This is a genomic window from Halomonas beimenensis (assembly GCF_002549795.1).
Classification (GTDB): Bacteria; Pseudomonadota; Gammaproteobacteria; order Pseudomonadales; family Halomonadaceae; genus Halomonas; species Halomonas beimenensis.
Genome location: NZ_CP021435.1, coordinates 2419824 through 2437802, shown reverse-complemented (window position 1 = coordinate 2437802; position 17979 = coordinate 2419824). Strand labels below are relative to the sequence as shown.

Here is a 17979-nt window from a genome sequence, read left to right as displayed (position 1 = left end):
GTCACCCCAGCCGCTGGGCCAGCTCCCGCCACAGGGCGGCGTAGGCGCGGGCCGCCACGCTGCGGGGGGCGAACAGCTGCAGGGGAGCTCGCTCCAGCCCCATGCGCTCGACCACGCTGGCGGAGGGAATGGCGTGGGACAGCATCAGCGGCCAGCGTTCCTGCATGCCGGCCATGACCTCGCGGTGCAGGGTACGCCGACGGTCGGCCAGGGTGATGAAGGGCCATAGCGGGCAGGGAATATCGTGGTCGTCCAGGAAGGTCTCGAGCTGTTCCAGGGTGCGCAGGGAGAGCACCGTGGGGACCACCGGCACCAGCAGGGCGTCGACGCTGGAGAAGATGTTCTCCGAGAGGTGGGACAGGCTCGGCGGGCAGTCGAGGATCACCAGGTCGTAATCGTCGCGAACCGGCTTGAGGACCTGGCGCAGGTGGCTGTTGCCGCGCTTGGCGAGGAGTTCGTCCATCTCCCGGGAGGCCAGGGCCGCCGGCAGCAGGTCGAGGTTCTCCAGCTGGGTGGCCCGGATGACCTTGTCGAAGGAGGCCTTGCCCTTGACCAGCTTGCCGACGCCCCCACGGATGCGCGGCTTGACGCGCAGGTAGAAGCTGGTGGCGGCCTGGGGGTCGAGGTCCCAGAGCAGCACGCGATGGCCTGCCCGGGCGGCTTCCGCCGCCAGGTTCACCGCCGAGGCCGTCTTGCCGACGCCGCCCTTGATGCTGTAGAGCGCCAGCATGCGCATGGGGTCCGCTCCCTGTGGATGATCCGTCATGATCTCGACACAGGATCATAACAGGGCTGTAACTTCAGAGTGTTACGAAGCGGTTATGGCGTCCTGTCAGGGGCTGCGGGGCAGCCACCGTCGCAGCCGTCGTGCGGCCAGGGCGGTCAGCAGGGCCCGGCGGCCCAGCCGCCTGGCCGCCCCCGGGCGGCGGGCCACGGCCCACAGCAGCAGGGCGCCCGCGGCCAGGGCGGGGCTACGGTAGCGCCGCAACGCCTGCCAGCCGGCATCCAGCCGGTGCGCCGACGACCGCCACTGCTCGGCGGCGACCAGCAGGTCGACCCGCTGTTGTTCGATGGTGGCCTCCAAGGCCGCCTTGCGCGCCTGGCGGTGGGCCTTAGCCTTGTGCATCACGGTCTCGCTCGGCCAGTTCGCGATCCAGGGCCAGGTGCTTGAGGGTATCGACCAGCAGGGTGCGTCGCCGGGCCAGGTGCATGACCCAGCCCGCCAGGCCCAGGCCGCCGAGCAGCAGCACGGCGGCGCTGGCCCCGATCGCGGTGAGTCGGTGACTCTCCCAGAAGGCGACGATGACCAGGGCGGTCAGCACGCCGAGCCCCAGCAGCAACAGGATCAGGCTGATGCCGGCCAGCATCAGCAGGGCGATCAGCCTGGCGCGTTCCTCCTCCAGCTCGAGCACGGCGAGACGCAGGCGCGTCTCGCCGGTGGCCAGCAGGCTGGAGAGCAGTCGCTTGCCGGCACCGAACAGCCGCTGAGCCGGTCCTTGGCTCGCTGCCATCAGCGCCGCCCGATCAACATGCCGACCACGACCCCGACGGCGGCGCCGATGCCGATGCTGGTCCAGGGGTGGTCGTGGACGTAGCGGTCGCAGGCGTCGGCCTGGTGGGTCACGGTGTCCCGCGCCTCCTGATAGGCGCGCTCACCGCGCGCCTCGAGGCGCGCGCGGGTCTCGTTGAGCCGCCGCTCGGCCCGCTCCCGCAGCTCCTTGATGTTGTGGCGGGAGTCGTCGGCGGTCGCATTGACCAGCTCCTCGACGGTCTGCGAGAGATGCTGCAGGTCTTCCTTCAGTTGCCGGGTGGTGTCGCGAGTATGGGGGGCATGATCGGCCATCGGGTCGTCCTCTGACGGTGAATGACAGCTCCAGCATAGCAGTCGACTCGCGCTTCCGTAATGTGTCGGGCCCGGGGATCGCCCCCTTCAGCGTGCGAAACTGCCTGTGGAAAACAGGGGGTTGAGGCTGAAGCCCAGGCCGAGCCGGCTCACGCTGCGGTCGTAGTCGATCAGGTTGCCGCCGTAGCCTTGGTAGAACTGGACGTGGCCTCGTACCTTGCCGAACAGCGGCCAGGAATAGTCCAGCTGGGCTCCCATGTGCCCGCTGCCGGGGTTGCCCCGCCACAGCAGGCTGGCCTCGTGCCCCCCGTCCAGGCGGCGGGCCACGGTCACGTCGCCATACCCCATGAAGCGATGGATGTCGGGGTTGTCGTCCTCGTCCTCGGGCTCGGGGATGCGCCAGAAGGGGGCCAGCGAGACCGCCCAGTCGTCGTTGACGAAGGTGCTGGTCAGGATCACCCGGTTCCAGCTGCGCGAGAGTGCGTTGGAGCGACCATTGGACTGGTGGTTGAGGGCGATGCGATTGCCGATGTTGGTCCAGCCGCCGACACGCCAGTCGTTGTCGAACTCGAGGAAGGCCTCGGGCTCGTAGTTGGTCTCGCGGAAGGGGGAGGAGGCATCCGCGTTGTAGGCCTGCCACCAGCTGCGCTGGGTGTAGGCGAAGTAGAGGTCGCCGTGGCCGAGCAGCAGCTCCCGTGCCAGGTTGAACTTGACGCTGAACTGGTACTTGACCTCCAGCCGGTCCGGGTCGGCGGTGTCATCGATCTCCCGGAAGGCAACCTCGTTGGGGGTCGTGGTGTAGCTCAGGGGCAGCAGGTAGTTGCGATGGTGGGCGGTGATCGCATAGGGGTTGCCGGCGGACTCCTCCTCGAGCAGGCGGCGCTCGGCCATGGATTCCTGCAGCAACGGCTCCGAGCGAGGCGCGTCGCTCTCCGCCGGCGGTGCCGTCTTGAGGCGAGTGCGGAGCTCCCCGATCTCGTCCTGCAGGGACTGGATACGGTCGCGGATGGCCTGGCGCTCGGCCTCGCCGAGGGGATCATCGGCCTGGGCATGGGCCAGGCTCGCAAGCCCCGCCGACAGCAGGGCCGAGAGCAATCCGGTGAGGAAGCGGGACGCCATGATGGTTCGGCTACCTTGTCGAGTAGGAGTCGTCGTTCTATCACGCCCGTCGGGCAAGTCAACGGGGAGCGGCGTGCGGCGACGCCATTGCCTTGCCGGCCCGGACCCCCGAGAATCCCTGAGGTGCCCATGGTGACGCCCCCGACGAGGTTCCCTTGACCGCCTTGCCTCTGCTCCTGCGCCTCGCGTTGTTCCACATTCTTTGCCTCTTGCTGGTCGGGCTCGCCGGACCATCCTGGGGACAGGCCTCCCTGCCGGAGCGGGCCGAGCTCGAGGCCCGCCTCGAGGCGCTCCATCAGGTCGAAGGGGGCGAGGCCAGCGAGGCCGCCCGGCGGGATATCGAGGCCCTGCAGGGGGCACTGGACGGCCTCGAGTCCCTGGCCGAGGTCGACGACCAGCTGGCCGAGCTCGAGCGTCGCGCGGACAGCGCCCCCGAGGAGCTCCGGCAGGTGGAGCAGGAACTGTCGGCCGCCCGGGAGACGCCGCCGACCGAGGGGCTGGAGGACGTCGAGGGGCTCGCCCTAGATGCCCTGGAGAGGCGCCTGGCCTCGGTCACCGCGGAGCTGGGCGACGCCCAGGATCGCCTGGCCGAGGTGGAGACGCGCCTGCTGGGGACCCAGACCCTGCCCGAGCGTGCCCAGCAGGCCATCGCCGAGGCCACCCTGGCCATGGAGGAGAGTCGTCGGGCGCTGGAGGAGCTGGCGTCGCAGGGCGTCGCGGAGGACGCTCCGCGGCGGCTCCGCCATCGCATCGAGCGAGCCCTGGCCGAGCGTCGCCTGACCCTCCATCAGCGGGAACTGGCCACCAACCCGCGTTTCCGGGAGCTGGCCCAGCAGCGTCGTGACCTGTTGCAACGTCGGGTGGCGCGACTCGAGGCCCAGGCGCTGACCCTGCGCCGGGCCGTCGAGCAACGTCGTCGGGAAGTGTCCGAGCAGGCCATCGCCGAGGCGGTGAGCGACGAGCCGGAAGGCGTCACCCAGCATCCGCTGATCCAGGAGGCCCAGCGGGTCAACCGGGAGATGAGCCTGGAGCTGCTGCGTGCCACCAGCCGGGCCAACGACCTGGAACGTCGGGTCCAGGAGGTCCGGCGCCGCTTGGACCGGGTGCGTCAGTTGCAGCGCGGCCTCGCCGAGCATATCGAGGCCATCCGCGGCAGTCCCCTGCTGTCACGCATCCTGCGCGAGCAGCGCCAGGCCCTGCCCCGTGTGGAGACCCTGGACAGCCTGCAGGAGGAGATCGCCGACCTGCGGCTCAAGCAGTTCGAGCTCGACCGCCAGCGGGAGCGGCTCCAGGACGTCGAGCGTCAGGCCCGTCAGCGATTGACCGATGCGGGGGTGGAGGCGCGCGGGCCCTTGGTCGAGCCCCTGGCCCAGCTGCTGCGTGCGCGGCGCGAGCTGGTCGCACAGCTCGAGCCGACCTATGGCGAGATGCTGACCGCCGCCATCGAGCTGCAGCTTCACCAGCAGCAACTGCTGGACACCAGCCGCAGCCTGCGAAACACCCTCGACGAGCAGCTGTTCTGGGTCGCCAACGCCAGGCCCCTGGACGTCGCCTGGCTGATGCGGCTGCCCGACCACCTGAACGACGAATGGCAGGAAGGGGAATGGCGCCGGGCCTTGCCGCGCCATTGGGCATGGCCCGATGCCGGCGTGCTGGGCGCCTCGCCGTTGCTGCTGCTCACGGGGGGGCTGCTGCTGTTACGTCGCGCCATGCAGCGTCGGCTGAAACGCCTGCATGGCGAGATCGGCCGCCTGCATCACGACAGCCAGGGCCATACCCCGCAGGCGGTGGCTCTCGAGGCATTGCTGGCCCTGCCCGGGCCGCTCGGCCTGGCGACGCTGGGCCTCGGCTTGATGCTGGGTGGGCAGGGCATGGCCCCCGGGATCGGCTGGTCCCTGCTGCATCTCGCCCTGGCCTGGGCGGTGCTCGCCTGGGGGCGCCGCCTGCTGGTGGCCGATGGCGTCGCGGTCCACCACTTCCACTGGCCTGCCGGCTATGTGGCCCGACTGCGCCACTGGCTGGGCTGGCTCGGCCTGGCCCTGGTCCCGGTGCTGTTCATCGGCACCCTGGCCCGGGACGCGGCCATCGACCTCACCCATCGCCCCGTGGCGCTGGGGCTGTTGCTGGTCGGCCTGCTGGGCATGAGCCTGGCCCTGGCCAAGCTGATCCTGGCCCATGTGCCCTTCTTCGGAGGCAAGCTGTTCCGTCTGTCGGTGGGCCTGGCCATGGCGCTGGTGCCCCTGATCCTCGCGGGCCTGGTGACCTACGGCTACGCCTACACCGCGCTGAGCCTGGTGGGCCGCTTCGTGATCACTCTCTACCTGCTGGCCGTCTGGATCCTGGTGGAGGCCGCCGTGGTGCGGGGCCTGGCCGTGGCGGCCCGGCGGCTGGCCTACCGCCGGGCCCTGCAGCGCCGGCGAGCCCAGGCCCAGGAGGCGGAGAGCGCCGAACATGGCCTGGAGGTCGTCGAGGAGCCGCCCCTGGACATGCAACAGGTCAACGCCCAGTCGCTGCGGCTGTCGAAGCTGTTCCTGATGCTGGGCCTGCTGCTGGTGCTCTACCTGGTCTGGGCCGACCTGCTGACGGTGTTCGGCTACCTGGAGCAGGTCATGATCCTGGGCGCCGACGGGCAGGAGGGCAGCGAACTGGTAGGGGGCACGGTCTCGGTGGCCGACGTGGGCATCGCCCTGCTGGTAGTGGCCCTGACGCTGATGATGGCGCGCAACCTCCCGGGCCTGCTCGAGGTGATGGTGCTGTCGCGGCTCGAGCTCAAGCAGGGCAGCGCCTACGCGATCAGCTCGTTGCTGTCCTACACCATCGTGGGTACCGGGGTGGTGATGGCGCTGGGGACCCTGGGCGTCTCCTGGAGCAAGCTGCAGTGGCTGGTGGCCGCCCTCGGCGTGGGTCTCGGTTTCGGCCTGCAGGAGATCTTCGCCAACTTCATCTCGGGGCTGATCATCCTCTTCGAGCGGCCGGTCCGCATCGGCGACACCATCACGCTCGGCAACCTGACCGGCACGGTCAACCGGATCCGCATCCGCGCCACCACCGTCACCGACTTCGACCGCAAGGAGATCATCATACCCAACAAGACCTTCGTCACCGACCAGCTGATCAACTGGTCGCTGTCGGACACCATCACCCGGGTGATCCTGACCTATGGCCTCGCCTACGGTTCGGATCACCGTCTGGTGCATCGCCTGCTGCTCCAGGCCGCCCACGAGAATGCCCGGGTGCTGGACGACCCCGAGCCCCAGGCTTTCTTCATCGCCTATGGCGAGAGCAGCCTGACCTTCGAGCTGCGCATCTTCGTCAACAGCCTGATGGACCGTCTGCACGCCACCGACGAGGTCAACGGCCGGGTCGGCGAGCTGTTCGCCGAGCACGGCCTGGAGATCGCCTTCAATCAGCTGGATGTCCGGTTGCGCCGGGAGGACGGCACGGAGGTCCGACTGGAGCGGACCGGGAACAGCCAGGCGGCCTCGCCCTCCAGCGTGGGCGCCGCCGGGAATCCCGCCGGTCCGGAGGACGGCGATGGCGAGATCGGTCGCTGACCTCAGCGTCGACTGGCGTAGAGCAGGAACTCGCGGTTGCCGTCGCCGCCGCGGATCGGGCTCTCCTGCCAGTGGCGGACCTCGAAGCCGCCGGTCGTGGCGACCTCGCGGATCCGGTGCTCCACCTCCGCATAGCGACGCGGCTCGGTGACCAGGCCCCGGGCGTTGACGCCCTCCGGCCCGACCTCGAACTGCGGCTTGACCAGCGACAGCAGCTCGCCGCCGGCGGGTAGCAGGGTGACCAGCTCCGGCAGGATCAGCGTCTGGGAGATGAAGGAGACGTCCATCACGGCCAGGTCCGCCGGGTGCGCGGCCAGCGCCGCGGCGAGGCGCGGGTCGTCGCGCATGGCCCGGGCGTTGAGCCCCTCCAGGCAGGTCACGCGAGGGTCGTCGCGCAGCTCGGCGGCCAGTTGGTCATGGCCGACCTCCACGCCGATGACGTGTGCCGCGCCATGGCGCAGGGCGCAGTCGCTGAACCCCCCGGTGGACTGCCCCACGTCCAGCACGGTTCGGCCCGCCAGCGGCAGTGCCAGGGTCGCCAGCAGCGCCTCGAGCTTGAGGCCGGCCCGCGACACGTAGCGCTCCTCCGGGTCCTCCTCCACCTGCAGCCTCGCGTCGTCGGGCAGCTTCTCGCCGGGCTTGGTCAATACCCGGCCGTCCCCGGCCAGGCGGACCCGGCCGTGGCGGATCAGGCGTTGGGCTCTGGTGCGCGAGCGTGCCAGTCCCTGGAGGAGCATCAGCTGGTCGAGGCGCGGCATGGGCAGGATCCGGCGACGGGGAATGGCGCCATTATGGCATACTGGATTGATTAGTTGGGTAACGAAGGAGCCGGGCATGAATGGAGCGGGCGGGCGAGCCTTGGTACGGGCCCTGGGCGTCGGCGCCCTGGGCGGCGTCGTGGCGCAGGGCCTCGGCCTGCCGCTGGCCTGGATGCTGGGCCCGTTGCTGGCCAACCTGGCGGCCTCGTCCCGGGGCCTGGACGTGCGTGTGCCCGAGGGACTGCGCGAGGCGTTGTTGGGCGTCATGGGCCTGGTGCTCGGCAGCCGGGTGACCCCGCAGCTGGCCGAGCGGGTCCTGGACTGGCCGCTGTCCGTGGCCCTGCTCCTCGCCGGGGTGCTGGCCTCCACCGCCGTGGCCTCGGCCTGGTACCGGCGGCGGGGCTTCGATCCGGTCAGCGCCTGGTTCGCCGCCGCCCCGGGGGCCATGACGGCGATGATCCTGACCGGCGAGAAGTGCGGGGGCGACCCGGCACGCATCGCGGTCTCCCAGTCGTTGCGGGTGGTCCTGGTGGTGGTGGTGCTCCCGCCGTTGTTCTGGGCCCTGGAGGCGCCGGAAGCGGAAGTGGTGACCGCCCCGGCGCGCCAGCCCGAGGCGCTGTGGTTGTTGCTGCTGTTGCCGGTGGTGATCCCGCTGGGGCGCCGGTTGCGACTGCCGACCCCGGCCCTGCTGGGGCCGCTGGTCGTGGCGGGGCTGCTCTCGGGCCTGGGCGTGGCCAGCCTGACCCTGCCCGGCTGGGGCATGAACCTGATGCTCTGGGTGCTCGGCAGCGCCATGGGCGCCCGCTTCCGGGGCTTGCAGGGGGCGAGTCTGGGGCGTTACCTGGTCGACGCCGGCGTGGCCACCGCGCTGGCCCTGGCCGTGCTGGCGCTGTTCGCCGAGGCGATCCACCAGGGCCTGGGGGTGCCGAGGGACGTGGCCCTGCTCGCGCTCGCCCCGGGGGGCATCGGCGAGATGGCGATCCTGGCCGTGGCCCTGGACCTGGATCCCATCTACGTGGCCTTCCACCATCTGGTGCGGGTGGTGGTGTTGATGGTCATGGCGCCGTTCTGGGCGAGCTGGTTGCGGCGCCGCCGACGGAGCGCTCCGGTGCCCAGGGATTCAGGGCCCGGAGGAGGCCTGTAGACCGGTCGGCGACAGGCGATCGGCCCCCCAGCTGCGCTGCAGGTAGCCGATCACCTGATCCAGCTCCTCCTGGCTGACCTGGGCCAGCTCGCCGCGTTCCAGGGGGTCGTGGTGGAAGATGTAGAGACGCGACGCGAACTGCTCGAAGGGCAGCGAGGACTCGCCGAAGCGCTCGCCGTTGCCCGCGGTGCTGACCCGGATGCCGTCGCCCCAGTCCTGGCCGCTGTCGTTGTTGGGGTTGTAGAAGTAGACCCGCATCACATCCGAGGGATCGAGGCTCGCCCGCAGCAGGGTGATGGCGTGCCAGCCGATGAAGCGGGCGGCGCTGTCGGTGACGGCGATGCCCGCCGGCTGGGGATGGATCAGCGGCTGGTTGCCGTTGTAGTAGGGGTGGTAGCTCGCATAGAAGTGGCGCAGGAAGGCGTCCAGGTCGATGATCTGCCCGGTGGCCACGTCCACGTTGATGCGGAAGCCGCGTCCCGACCACCAGCCGTGGAACTCCGGGTTCACCCAGCGGTGGGGATCGCCCTCGCGGCCCGCGCAGCGCCGGCCCATCTCCGCGTAGATGCGGTCCAGGTGCGGGACCACGATCAGCGAGACCGGGTCCAGGTCCATGGGCAGTTCCTTGGCCACCCCCGAGAGGCTGGCCATGGAGGACAGCGGCATGCCTTCGAAATGCATGATGATCTCGTCGTCCCGGGCCGCCCAGGCCACCATCTGCAGCAAGTAGTCCGGGTCGTTGTAGGCCCACATGGACAGCGCCCGGGCCGACTGGCAGGTGGGGTTGTTGCCCTGGCCCACCCCCAGGGGCAGGCCCAGCATGCAGAGCACCCCTTCCAGGAGCCGTGCCCGCGGCGAGACTGCCTCGCCGAACGCCAGGTTGAGGCGCAGCTGGGACCATTCCGAGAGGGGCAGTCCCAGCTGGCGCCACATGGCCGGGGCGACGGGGGGTTGATAGAGGATGCCGCGCTCGAGCATCAGTGCCAGGCCATAGACGGCCTGGGGGGTGGCGGGATGGACGCCACTGCGGATCAGTGCATGCACCAGGTCTCGATAGCACAGCAGGCAGTCGCGACCGGTGGAGGACAGGCCCAGCGCCTCGCTGATCAGCTGGTCGCCGTGCTCGGTCAGGTGGCGCAGCAGCACGGTGTGGTAGGGCGAGACCAGGCCGGTATCGTGCATCGCCCGGGCAAAGCCGGTGGCCTCGGCCTGCAGCGCCGATGGGTCCATGCCGCCGAGGCGTTCGCGGTACACCTCGATGCCGGGGTCCTCCCGGGTGGCATGGGTGGGGCCGAACAGCGAGCTGACCAGGCGGTCGGCGCCCTGGCCGCTGGTCCCCAGGTCGATGTTCGGGTCGGCCTGGCAGATGGCGATCTGGGTGATCATCTGCTTGACCGGCTCGACCTGGATGGGGCGCTGCTGGAGGATCCGCCAGATCTCCGCGATCAGCCTGTCGATGATGTGCTCGTAGCCGATCCGCGCCACGAGATGCTGGAAGAGGTAACGCGGCAGCTGGGCCAGGCGTCCCTGGGTCTCGCGCTCGGCCTCGGTGGGCGGGCCGAACAACAGCCCGAGGTTCAGGGCGATCGCCTGAGTCAGATAGTGGTGGGCCTGCTCCGCCGAGATCAGCGGGTGCAGCCGCTCGCCCTTGGCCACCGCCAGCAGCCGCAATTCGCTGATCGCCTCGACCACCAGGGTGTTGGCATCGGGGCTCTTCAATGCCTGGGTGGTCAGGGAGGGCACGAGGAACTGGGGCGTGGCCCAGTCGGAGCCCTCGAAGATCCCGGCCGCCTCGAGGGTTTCGGCCCGGGACTCGACGGCCGCACATCCTCCTTCCTGCAGCATCACCCGGCGGGCGGTATCGAGGACGCGGGGCAGCTTGGCCGGCTTGGCGAAATCGGGTGCCTGGGCCAGCAGCGCGGTGGCCTCGTCCAGCTTGGCCAGGAGGCCGCCGAGCTTGTCCTCGGCGGCCCCGTTGGTACCGGGTTGGTCGGATTGTGTCGTCACGCCGACTCCTCGTCGTCAGGTTGTCATGAGGGTCATGACGCCCCCTTCAGACATAGAAATCAAGCTCTTCCATATGCTTGAGGAGGTCTCGCATGCGATGGGCGTCGTCGCCCTTGAAGTACACCAGGCCCCAGTGGGTGCCGAAGGCGGTACGCTTGGTGACGGTCTCCTGCATGGGTGGCGTCAGTTCGTGGGACTCGAAGTAGGGGTGATCCTCCACCTCTTCGGGGATCTCCAGGCGGCTGACCACGCGCAGGCGTGGGTAGACGCCGAAACATCCGGCAAAGCCGTCGGCATCGACCACCTCCTTCGGGAAGAAGGCCGCTACCTCCTCGGGCGTGGTCTTGGGATCGAAGACCAGCATGCTGGCCTGATAGGCATTGAAGCCGTAGACCCGTTCGAGCAGCTCGAACACCTTGAAGCCCGGCGGGCGATAGGCGACCTCGCCGAAGTACATCTCGCCGTCGCTGGTGACGAAGTATTCCGGATGGATCAAGCCGAACTCGATATCGAAGGCCTTGATCAGCTTCTCGATCTGGGCGGTGATCTGTGGCCGGTACTTCTCGAGTTCCGGCGAGGCGGGCACGAAGACCGAATAGCCCAGGGTCACGTACTCGGAGATGTTGAGGAAGGCGATCTTGCCGTCGTGGATCCAGGCCTCGACGGCGAACTCCCAGCCGTCCAGGTGCGACTCCATCAGCACCGGGAATTCCTCCTCGGGGATGGTATCGACCTCGTCGGGCGTGCGGATCACCCGGTGACCCAGGCAGCCGGCCTTGTCGAAGGCCTTGAGGTGGATGGGGTCGTTGGGATCCCCGTCGAGCTTGAGCAGGGTCTGGTTGACCCGCTTGAGGAAGCGGATGACGTCATCCTTGTCGTGGGCTTCCTCGAAGATGCCCACGCGGATGCCGCCGAGCTGGGCGCGGCGCTTCATCAGCGCCTTGTCGCGCAGCAGCAGCGACTGGCCATAGAGGCGCGGGCTGTCCAGCAGCAGCGAGTTGATGGCCCCGGCCCATTCCACGGTCTCCTCGAACAACGGGATGGCCACGTTCACCCCCATCTCCTTGAGGGTCTCGGCGATCTCCATGGAGCGGTCGTTGAGGCGCTCGAAGTTCCAGGAGATGTAGGGAATGTCGTGCTTCTGGCAATATTCTTCCGCCCAGTCGGGGGCGACGACCACGTAGCGTCGATCGAAGTTCTCGGCGGCCTCGATGGCATTCAGGCTCCAGCCCAGCAATGCGATATAACCCTTGTTCGGATCCTTCTTCATGGGATGCCTCCTGCTTGGCAAATGGACACCAGCCCGGCCACCGGCAGGGTGGCGGGCGTAGCGACACTGTCTATCACCATAGAGCAGGAAGGCCTCCCCGACATCCCGTGGGGTCAACGCGACGCGCTCCGGAGCAATCGTTCCTTGCCGTGGCGGCGGGGCATTGGTATAGTGCCCGGCGTTCGGCAAGTGCTTGATCGCACTCCGAGTCAGGCGCCCAGAGCGCCCGCTGTGGTGGCCCCGTCGGTCCTCCCGCAACGCTAAGCCGCAAACCCCGCCAGGCCCGGAAGGGAGCAACGGTAGTGGTGGACGCGTGTGCCGGGATGTGGCTCTCGGGGCCGCCTCCATTTCGGGACCCCGAAAAGGGCCCCAGCGTTACCTCGGTCGCCCTTCTCCGACCCGACATCTCCTCTCGTCCCCCTCGATACCCCCTTGTCGCGCCATCCCGCCGCCAGGCGTGGGTGAGACTCCCCCCGGCTTGTAGCTCGCCGGTGGCCGCGTAGTCGTGCCGGTGCAGCGTGGGTCATGCCCCGTCTGCGCGACATGTCGCCGCCCGTCATGCCTGGGTGGCGCGCCAGCTGTCGGCCCCCTGGAAGCAGGCGCTCGAGCGCCAGGCCTTGTCGGGGCCCAGGCCGTCGCCGCTCCGGAGAGCGGTGTATCGGGTGGAATCGGAATCGGGAGCAGGAACTCGAAAAGAGGCGCCGTGTCGAGCACGGCGCCTCCTCGGCATGTCGGCCTGGTCGACCGGGCTCCGGTCAGCCGGGCTGCGCTCAGCCTGGCTGCACTTCCTGCTGGCGATAGGTGTTGACGTCGTTGCGCTCGCCCTCCCGCCAGATGAAGAGGTTGAACATGGCGTAGAGCACCGCGATGACCGGGGTGATGAGGGCCAGGAAGGTCCACCCCATGTAGTCCCAGGCCGACACATCCAGCACGCCCATGTAGTAGGCCCCGCCCAGGCCCCAGGGCACGAGGGGAGAGGTCACGGTGGCGGAGTCCTCGCAGGTACGCGAGCAGACGGACGGCAGGATGTTGAGCCGGCGATAGGCCGGTACCAGCATGCGCCCGGGGATGATGATGGCGATGTATTGGCTCGCCGAGAACAGGTTGGTGGCCAGCGACGCCAGCACGTGAGTGGTGATCAGGCCACGCGAGTGGCTGACCAGCTCGCCCATCCGCTCGAGCAGCACCTCGAGCATGCGGGTCTTCTCCAGCAGTCCGCCGAGACTCAGTCCGATGAAGCCCAGCGAGATGGTCCACATCATTTCCTGCAGGCCGCCCCGGCTGAGCAGGCTGTCCACCGATTCGACACCGGTTTCCGACACGTAGCCGTAGTTCATGAAGTTCATCATGTCACCGATGCCCACGCCCTGGGTGGCGACCGCCATGGCCGCCCCCACCAGGCTGCCGATGACCATGACGGCGAGTGCATTCACCCGGCGATAGGCCAGCACCAGCACGATGAGCGGCGGCAGGAAGGCCACCAGGCCCACCGAGTAGTTCTCCCGGATGCCTGCAAGCAGCCGGTCGGTCTGGCTGGTGTCGACGTTCCCGCTGTCGTAGCCCATGCCGATGAGGAAGAACAGGGCGGCCGAAATGAGCAGGGCGGGACCGGTGGTATAGAACATGGACCGGATATGGTCGAAGAGGTTGGCCTCGGCGATACCCGCTGCCAGGTTGGTGGAATCGGAGACGGGCGATATCTTGTCGCCGAAAATGGCGCCGGAGATGACGGCGCCGGCGGTCATGGCGGGGGGAATGTCGAGACCGCTGCCGATGCCCATGAAGGCGACGCCAAAGGTCGCGGCGGTGGTCCAGGAGCTGCCCGTGACCAGCGAGGCGATGGAGCACACGATCACCGCCGTGAACAGGAAGTAGGCAGGATTGATGAGCTGCAGGCCGTAGTACACCAGCGACGGGATGGTGCCCGAGGCGATCCAGCTGGCGACCAGGACCCCGACCATCATCAGGATCAGCATGGGCAGCATCGCGATTTCGCAGCCGTAGAGGATGCCCTTCTGGATATCGTGCCAGCCGAATCCCGACGCCAGGGCGATGATCGCGCAGACCACGATGGCGAAGATCAGCGAGATATGGGTGACCCAGTCTTCTCCCAGGAGGAAGATCTGGGCGAACATCATGAAACAGAGAAAGCCGATGCAGCTGGCGGCCCCCAGGAACGAGGGGCGTATGGAGGTATCGTTGGTTGTTGTAGTTGGCATGTGGGGCTCCTTTCGGGAGTGAAGCGTCCCTGGCCGACATCGGGATCGGCCTGACGCGGGTTCTCGTGTGGTGACCGTCGTCGCCCTGACGGGCCGGCTTCGGGCTTGATGACCAAGCCCGTCAGGCCGCCCGTGTGGCGCTCATGGCGGTGGCATTCGGCGCCGTTCGCCGGAGGTTGGCGGTCCTGGTGCTGAGGAGATGGCAGTCGATGGCGTCATGGCGGGGCCTCGTCGGTGTACTCGGTACCCTGGTGATGCTCAGCAGCGCTCCAGGAGCATGGCGATGCCCTGGCCGCCGCCGATGCAGGCGGCGGCGCAGCCATAACGCCCCTGGCGATGCTGCAGGGTGCGGGCGAGGGTGCCGGCCAGTCGGATGCCGGTGGCGCCCAGGGGGTGCCCCAGCGCCAGGGCGCCGCCGAAGGCATTCACGCGTTCCGGATCGAGGCCCAGGACCTCCATGGCATAGAGCGGCACGGCGCTGAAGGCCTCGTTGATCTCCCAGGCCTCGATGTCGTCGATGCCGAGGCCGCTGACCGCGAGCAACCGCTCGATGGCGGCCGCCGCCCCGGCGCCCATGCGCTCGGGAGTCACGCCGCGGTCGACCACCTCGACCACCCGCGCCAGCGGGGAGAGGCCGTGCCGGGCCAGGGCGGCCTCGGACATCACCAGCGCCGCGCCGGCGCCCGAGCTCAGGGGCGAGCTGTTGCCGGCGGTGACCCGGCCGTCCTCCATGAAGGCCGGGGCGAGGTCGGCCAGGCGTTCCAGGGTGGTGTCGGGGCGGATATTGGCGTCGCACGCCACCACCTCGCCGGCCGGGTTGGGCAGGGCCAGGCGCTCGCCCTCGAACCAGCCCTCCCGCTCGGCTCGGGCGGCCCGTTGATGGGAGCGCAGGGCGAAGGCGTCCATGGCCTCCCGGGAGATGCCGCCTTCCCGGGCCAGGCGCTCGGCGGTCAGGCCCATGTTCATGGCCACGGTCGGGTCGAGCCCGTCCGTGCTCTGGAGGGCCTCGGGGACCGTCAGCGCGCCTTCCTGGAAGAGGCTCGGCCCCATCGGCACCCGCGACATGTTCTCGAAGCCGCCGGCCACCCCGGCCTGGATGGCGCCGGCCTGGACCTCGCGCGCCGTGGCGCGCAGGGCCGCCAGGCCGGAGCCGCACTGCTGGTCGAGCTGCCGCGAGGCGCAACCCGGTCCGAGACGGGAGAGCCACAGGGGATAACGCCCCCCGAAGCTCCACTGCTCCTTGACCGGCAGGGCGCAGCCGACGCTGAGGTCCTGGATGGTCGCGCCCTCGACGCGGTTGCGCTCCAGCAGGACGTCGATCACCTGCCCCAGCAGGACGTCGCCGCGCTGGCACGACCAGGCGTCGACCTCGGGCTTGCGGGGATGGGCGCGGGTGAAGGCCGAGCGGGCGAAGTCGACGAGATAGGCGTCGTTCATGAGTCGCTCCTTGCGGTGTCGCCGGCGGCGGCCCAGCGGTGGATGAACAGGGCGTAGGTGGTCAGCACCCGGCGGATGGAGTCGATCTCGACACACTCGTCGACGCCGTGGATGCGCTGTGCCACGGGGCCGTAGCAGGTGCCGTTGATGCCGCCCGATACGTGGAAGGCCCGCAGGTCGGTGGTGCAGGTCGAGAGGTAGTGGGCCGGTGGCGCCCCGACCAGGTCCTCGTGGCAGCCCGACAGCAGGCGGATCCCCGGGGTCTCGAGATCGACCAGGTGGCCCTCGGAGCGAAAGCCATGGAACTCGACCCGCGGCGCCGGCGTGCCGCCATCCAGCGAGCGGTGATGCTCGGCGACGACCCGGCGCACCCGGGCCATCACCTCGTCGGGACTCATGCCGGGGGGGAAGCCGACCCGCCCCTCGAGGATGGCGTGGGCCGGCACGCTGGAGGCCCAGTTGCCGCCCTCGATCCTGCCGATGCTCAGGTTGAAGGGGTGCTCGAGGGCATCGTAGGGCGCTGGGCGGGGCAGGCCGTTGATTTTCGCCTCCAGTGCCTTGAAGGCCGGCAGGTAGCCCTGCAGGGTCTCGATGGCGTTGCTGCCGGCTCGGGTGTCCAGCACATGGGCCGGCACCCCGTCGATGCGCATGCGGAACCACAGCACGCCCACCTGGCCGCTGTAGATCTGTGCGCCGAAGGGTTCGGGGATCAGCACGAAGTCGCCGCTGTAGCCCTGGTGGAGGCAGGCCAGGGCGCCGTTGCCCGTGCACTCTTCCTCGATCACCGTCTGCAGGGTCAGCGGGAAGTCGAGGGTGCCGCCGGCCTCGCGCACCGCCTGCACGGCCATCACCATGGCGGCGATGCCGGCCTTCATGTCGCCGGCGCCGCGGCCATACAGCCAGCCGTCCTGCTCCCAGGGCTCCCAGGGCGGGCGCGTCCACATGTCGGTGGGCTCGGCGGGCACCACGTCCAGGTGGCCGTTGAGCACCAGGTGAGGCTTCGCGGAAGTCGGGTTGAGCCGGCTGACCAGGTTGTAGCGGCCTTCGCTGGACCATGCGGTCGGGGCCCGGTGGGGATGATCGGCGAAGCCCGGGGCATCGAGGCCGACGCGCTGCGCCGGCAGGTCGAGGCGTTCGAGCCAGCGTTCCATGGTATCGAGCGCCCCCTGCTCCTGGCCCAGCACGCTGTAGCCGCGGACCAGGTCCCGGGTGAGGTCGAGGGTCGTGTCCATCAGCGCCTCGCAGCGCTCGAGGATGCGTTTCTCGGTGGCATCGAGCATCAGAACCTCCCCAGACGGCGTTCGTCGACGATCAGCTCGGCCTCGGTGGCCGCGCGCAGCGTGGCCACGTCCAGGCCCTCGGCGATGTCCACCACCTCGAGTCCGGCGTCGGTCACCTGCATGACCGCCTTCTCGGTGATGATCCGCGACACGCAACGCGGGGCGGTCAGCGGCAGCCGGCATCGACGGAGGATCTTGGGGTTGCCGTGCTTGTCGTTGTGCGAGCAGAGCACCACCAGGGTCTCGACCTTCTGGGCCAGCTCCATGGCCCCGCCGATGCCGGGGGAGAACTTGCCCGGAATCTTCCAGTTGGCCAGGTTGCCCTGCTGGTCGACCTCGAAGGCGCCCATGAAGGTGAGATCCACCCGGCGGCGGCGGATCATGGCGAAGGACAGGGCGCTGTCGAAGACGCTGGCGCCGGCGCGGGTGTCGATGTAGGCGCCGCCGGAGTCGATCATCTCGAGGTCCGGCGAAGCGCCGTGATCGAGGGGCTGGCAGCCCAGCACGCCGTTCTCGGAGTGCACGAGCACCTCCAGCCGTGGCGGCAGGTAATGAAACAGGCGGGTCGGCAGGCCGATGCCGAGGTTGACGACCTGCCCGGACACGACCTCCCGGGCGGCGCGAGCGAGAATCCGTTCCTGATCAGACGGCATGGGCGCGTCTCCCCTGTTCGCGGGTGGCGGGATCGACCTGCACGACCTGGCTGACGAAGGCACAGGGCGTATGGATGGACGCCGGCGCCAGCTGGCCGGGGGGCTCGACCCGGAAGGCCTGGGCGATGACGTGATCGGCGGCCATGGCCATCAGCGGGTTGAGGTTGATGGCGGTGCCGCGATAGATGAGGTTGCCGTAGGCGTCGGCGAGGTCGGCATGGACCAGGGCGACGTCGGCGTGGATGGCCGGCTCGATCGCCCAGGTCCGGCCTTCGCATTCGATCTCGCGGCGTCCCTCGGCGATCTCGGTGTCCAGGCCGATATCGGTCAGGAAGCCATAGTGGCCGGCGCCCGCGCAGCGGATCTTCTCGGCCAGCAGTCCCTGGGGGTGGATCTCCACGGCCAGGCGTCCCTGGTTCATCTCCTCGATGGCGACCCGGTTGAGACCGATATGCGAGGTGATCAGCCGGTCGACCCGGCCGGCGCGGATCAGGCGGCCGATGCCGATATCCGGTTCGTTGGCGTCGTTCTTGATCAGCGTCAGGTGCCGCTGGCCCTGGGCCAGCAGCTCGTCGAGCAGGGCGAAGGGGGTGCCGGGCGAGCCGAAGCCGCCGACCATGATCGAGGCCCCATCGGGAATGCCGGCGATGGCGGCCTCGAGGCTGGTCTGTTTCTGGTTGAGCAATGTCATGAGG

Annotated in this window: 15 protein-coding genes and 1 other RNA gene; 3 read left to right on the top strand and 13 right to left on the bottom strand. The window is 69.2% G+C overall.

The genetic code is table 11. The annotated features are described in order from the left end of the window. Position 1: 1 nt before the first annotated feature. The 5 genes from BEI_RS11445 to BEI_RS11425 all read right to left on the bottom strand — a co-directional run bounded on the left by BEI_RS11445 (position 2) and on the right by BEI_RS11425 (position 2962). A complete protein-coding gene (locus BEI_RS11445) occupies positions 2–736 on the bottom strand; it encodes a ParA family protein (RefSeq protein WP_097789655.1) in 735 nt (244 codons plus the stop codon). Positions 737–832: 96 nt separating this feature from the next. Beyond that, the gene (locus tag BEI_RS11440; protein WP_097789654.1) at positions 833–1126 is read right to left on the bottom strand and encodes a YqjK family protein; all 294 of its coding nucleotides are present in this window, start codon (positions 1124–1126) and stop codon (positions 833–835) included. Beyond that, a complete protein-coding gene (locus BEI_RS11435) occupies positions 1113–1511 on the bottom strand; it encodes a phage holin family protein (RefSeq protein ID WP_097789653.1) in 399 nt (132 codons plus the stop codon). Before BEI_RS11435 ends, BEI_RS11440 begins: the two co-directional genes overlap by 14 nt. Further along, complete coding sequence (locus BEI_RS11430; protein WP_097789652.1) at positions 1511–1843, bottom strand: ElaB/YgaM/YqjD family protein; 333 nt, start codon at positions 1841–1843, stop codon at positions 1511–1513. The genes BEI_RS11435 and BEI_RS11430 overlap by 1 nt, the downstream gene beginning before the upstream one ends. Before the next feature lie 87 nt (positions 1844–1930). Continuing rightward, complete coding sequence (locus tag BEI_RS11425) at positions 1931–2962, bottom strand: phospholipase A (protein WP_097789651.1); 1032 nt, start codon at positions 2960–2962, stop codon at positions 1931–1933. Between the two features lie 155 nt (positions 2963–3117). Here BEI_RS11425 and mscK point away from each other — a divergent pair, with 155 nt between their 5' ends. Next, positions 3118–6516, top strand: coding sequence for a mechanosensitive channel MscK (gene mscK, locus BEI_RS11420; protein ID WP_097789650.1), 3399 nt, complete (start codon positions 3118–3120; stop codon positions 6514–6516). Positions 6517–6518: 2 nt separating this feature from the next. Here mscK and BEI_RS11415 read toward each other — a convergent pair whose 3' ends face one another. Then, positions 6519–7274: a TlyA family RNA methyltransferase gene (locus tag BEI_RS11415; protein ID WP_097789649.1), complete on the bottom strand. Its 756-nt coding sequence runs from the start codon at positions 7272–7274 to the stop codon at positions 6519–6521. A 76-nt stretch (positions 7275–7350) separates the two neighbouring features. Here BEI_RS11415 and BEI_RS11410 point away from each other — a divergent pair, with 76 nt between their 5' ends. After that, a complete protein-coding gene (locus BEI_RS11410; RefSeq protein WP_097789648.1) occupies positions 7351–8418 on the top strand; it encodes an AbrB family transcriptional regulator in 1068 nt (355 codons plus the stop codon). Here the strand turns inward: BEI_RS11410 and BEI_RS11405 are convergent. Continuing rightward, positions 8395–10425, bottom strand: a complete 2031-nt coding sequence (locus tag BEI_RS11405) for a hypothetical protein (protein WP_097789647.1) — start codon at positions 10423–10425, stop codon at positions 8395–8397. The two genes, BEI_RS11410 and BEI_RS11405, sit on opposite strands and share 24 nt — an antisense overlap. A gap of 46 nt (positions 10426–10471) precedes the next feature. Beyond that, positions 10472–11695 carry an ATP-grasp domain-containing protein gene (locus BEI_RS11400; protein ID WP_097789646.1) on the bottom strand — a complete coding sequence of 408 codons (1224 nt, stop codon included), beginning with the start codon at positions 11693–11695 and terminating at the stop codon, positions 10472–10474. A 241-nt stretch (positions 11696–11936) separates the two neighbouring features. Here BEI_RS11400 and ffs point away from each other — a divergent pair. Further along, an RNA gene (gene ffs, locus BEI_RS11395) (signal recognition particle sRNA small type) lies at positions 11937–12033 on the top strand. Between the two features lie 432 nt (positions 12034–12465). Here the strand turns inward: ffs and nhaC are convergent. From nhaC to BEI_RS11370, 5 genes are all read right to left on the bottom strand, one after another. After that, positions 12466–13914 (bottom strand): Na+/H+ antiporter NhaC, encoded by a 1449-nt coding sequence (gene nhaC / locus BEI_RS11390; protein ID WP_097789645.1) that lies wholly within the window; start codon positions 13912–13914, stop codon positions 12466–12468. 258 nt (positions 13915–14172) lie between these two features. Beyond that, on the bottom strand, positions 14173–15351 hold the full coding sequence (locus BEI_RS11385) for an acetyl-CoA C-acyltransferase (RefSeq protein ID WP_097789644.1): 1179 nt from the start codon (positions 15349–15351) through the stop codon (positions 14173–14175). After that, entirely contained in the window at positions 15348–16631 is a 1284-nt protein-coding gene (locus BEI_RS11380) for an ArgE/DapE family deacylase (RefSeq protein ID WP_097789643.1), read from the bottom strand. Before BEI_RS11380 ends, BEI_RS11385 begins: the two co-directional genes overlap by 4 nt. After that, a complete protein-coding gene (locus BEI_RS11375) occupies positions 16631–17284 on the bottom strand; it encodes a 3-oxoacid CoA-transferase subunit B (protein ID WP_097789642.1) in 654 nt (217 codons plus the stop codon). Before BEI_RS11375 ends, BEI_RS11380 begins: the two co-directional genes overlap by 1 nt. After that, entirely contained in the window at positions 17274–17975 is a 702-nt protein-coding gene (locus BEI_RS11370) for a CoA transferase subunit A (protein WP_097789641.1), read from the bottom strand. Before BEI_RS11370 ends, BEI_RS11375 begins: the two co-directional genes overlap by 11 nt. Positions 17976–17979 lie beyond the last annotated feature (4 nt).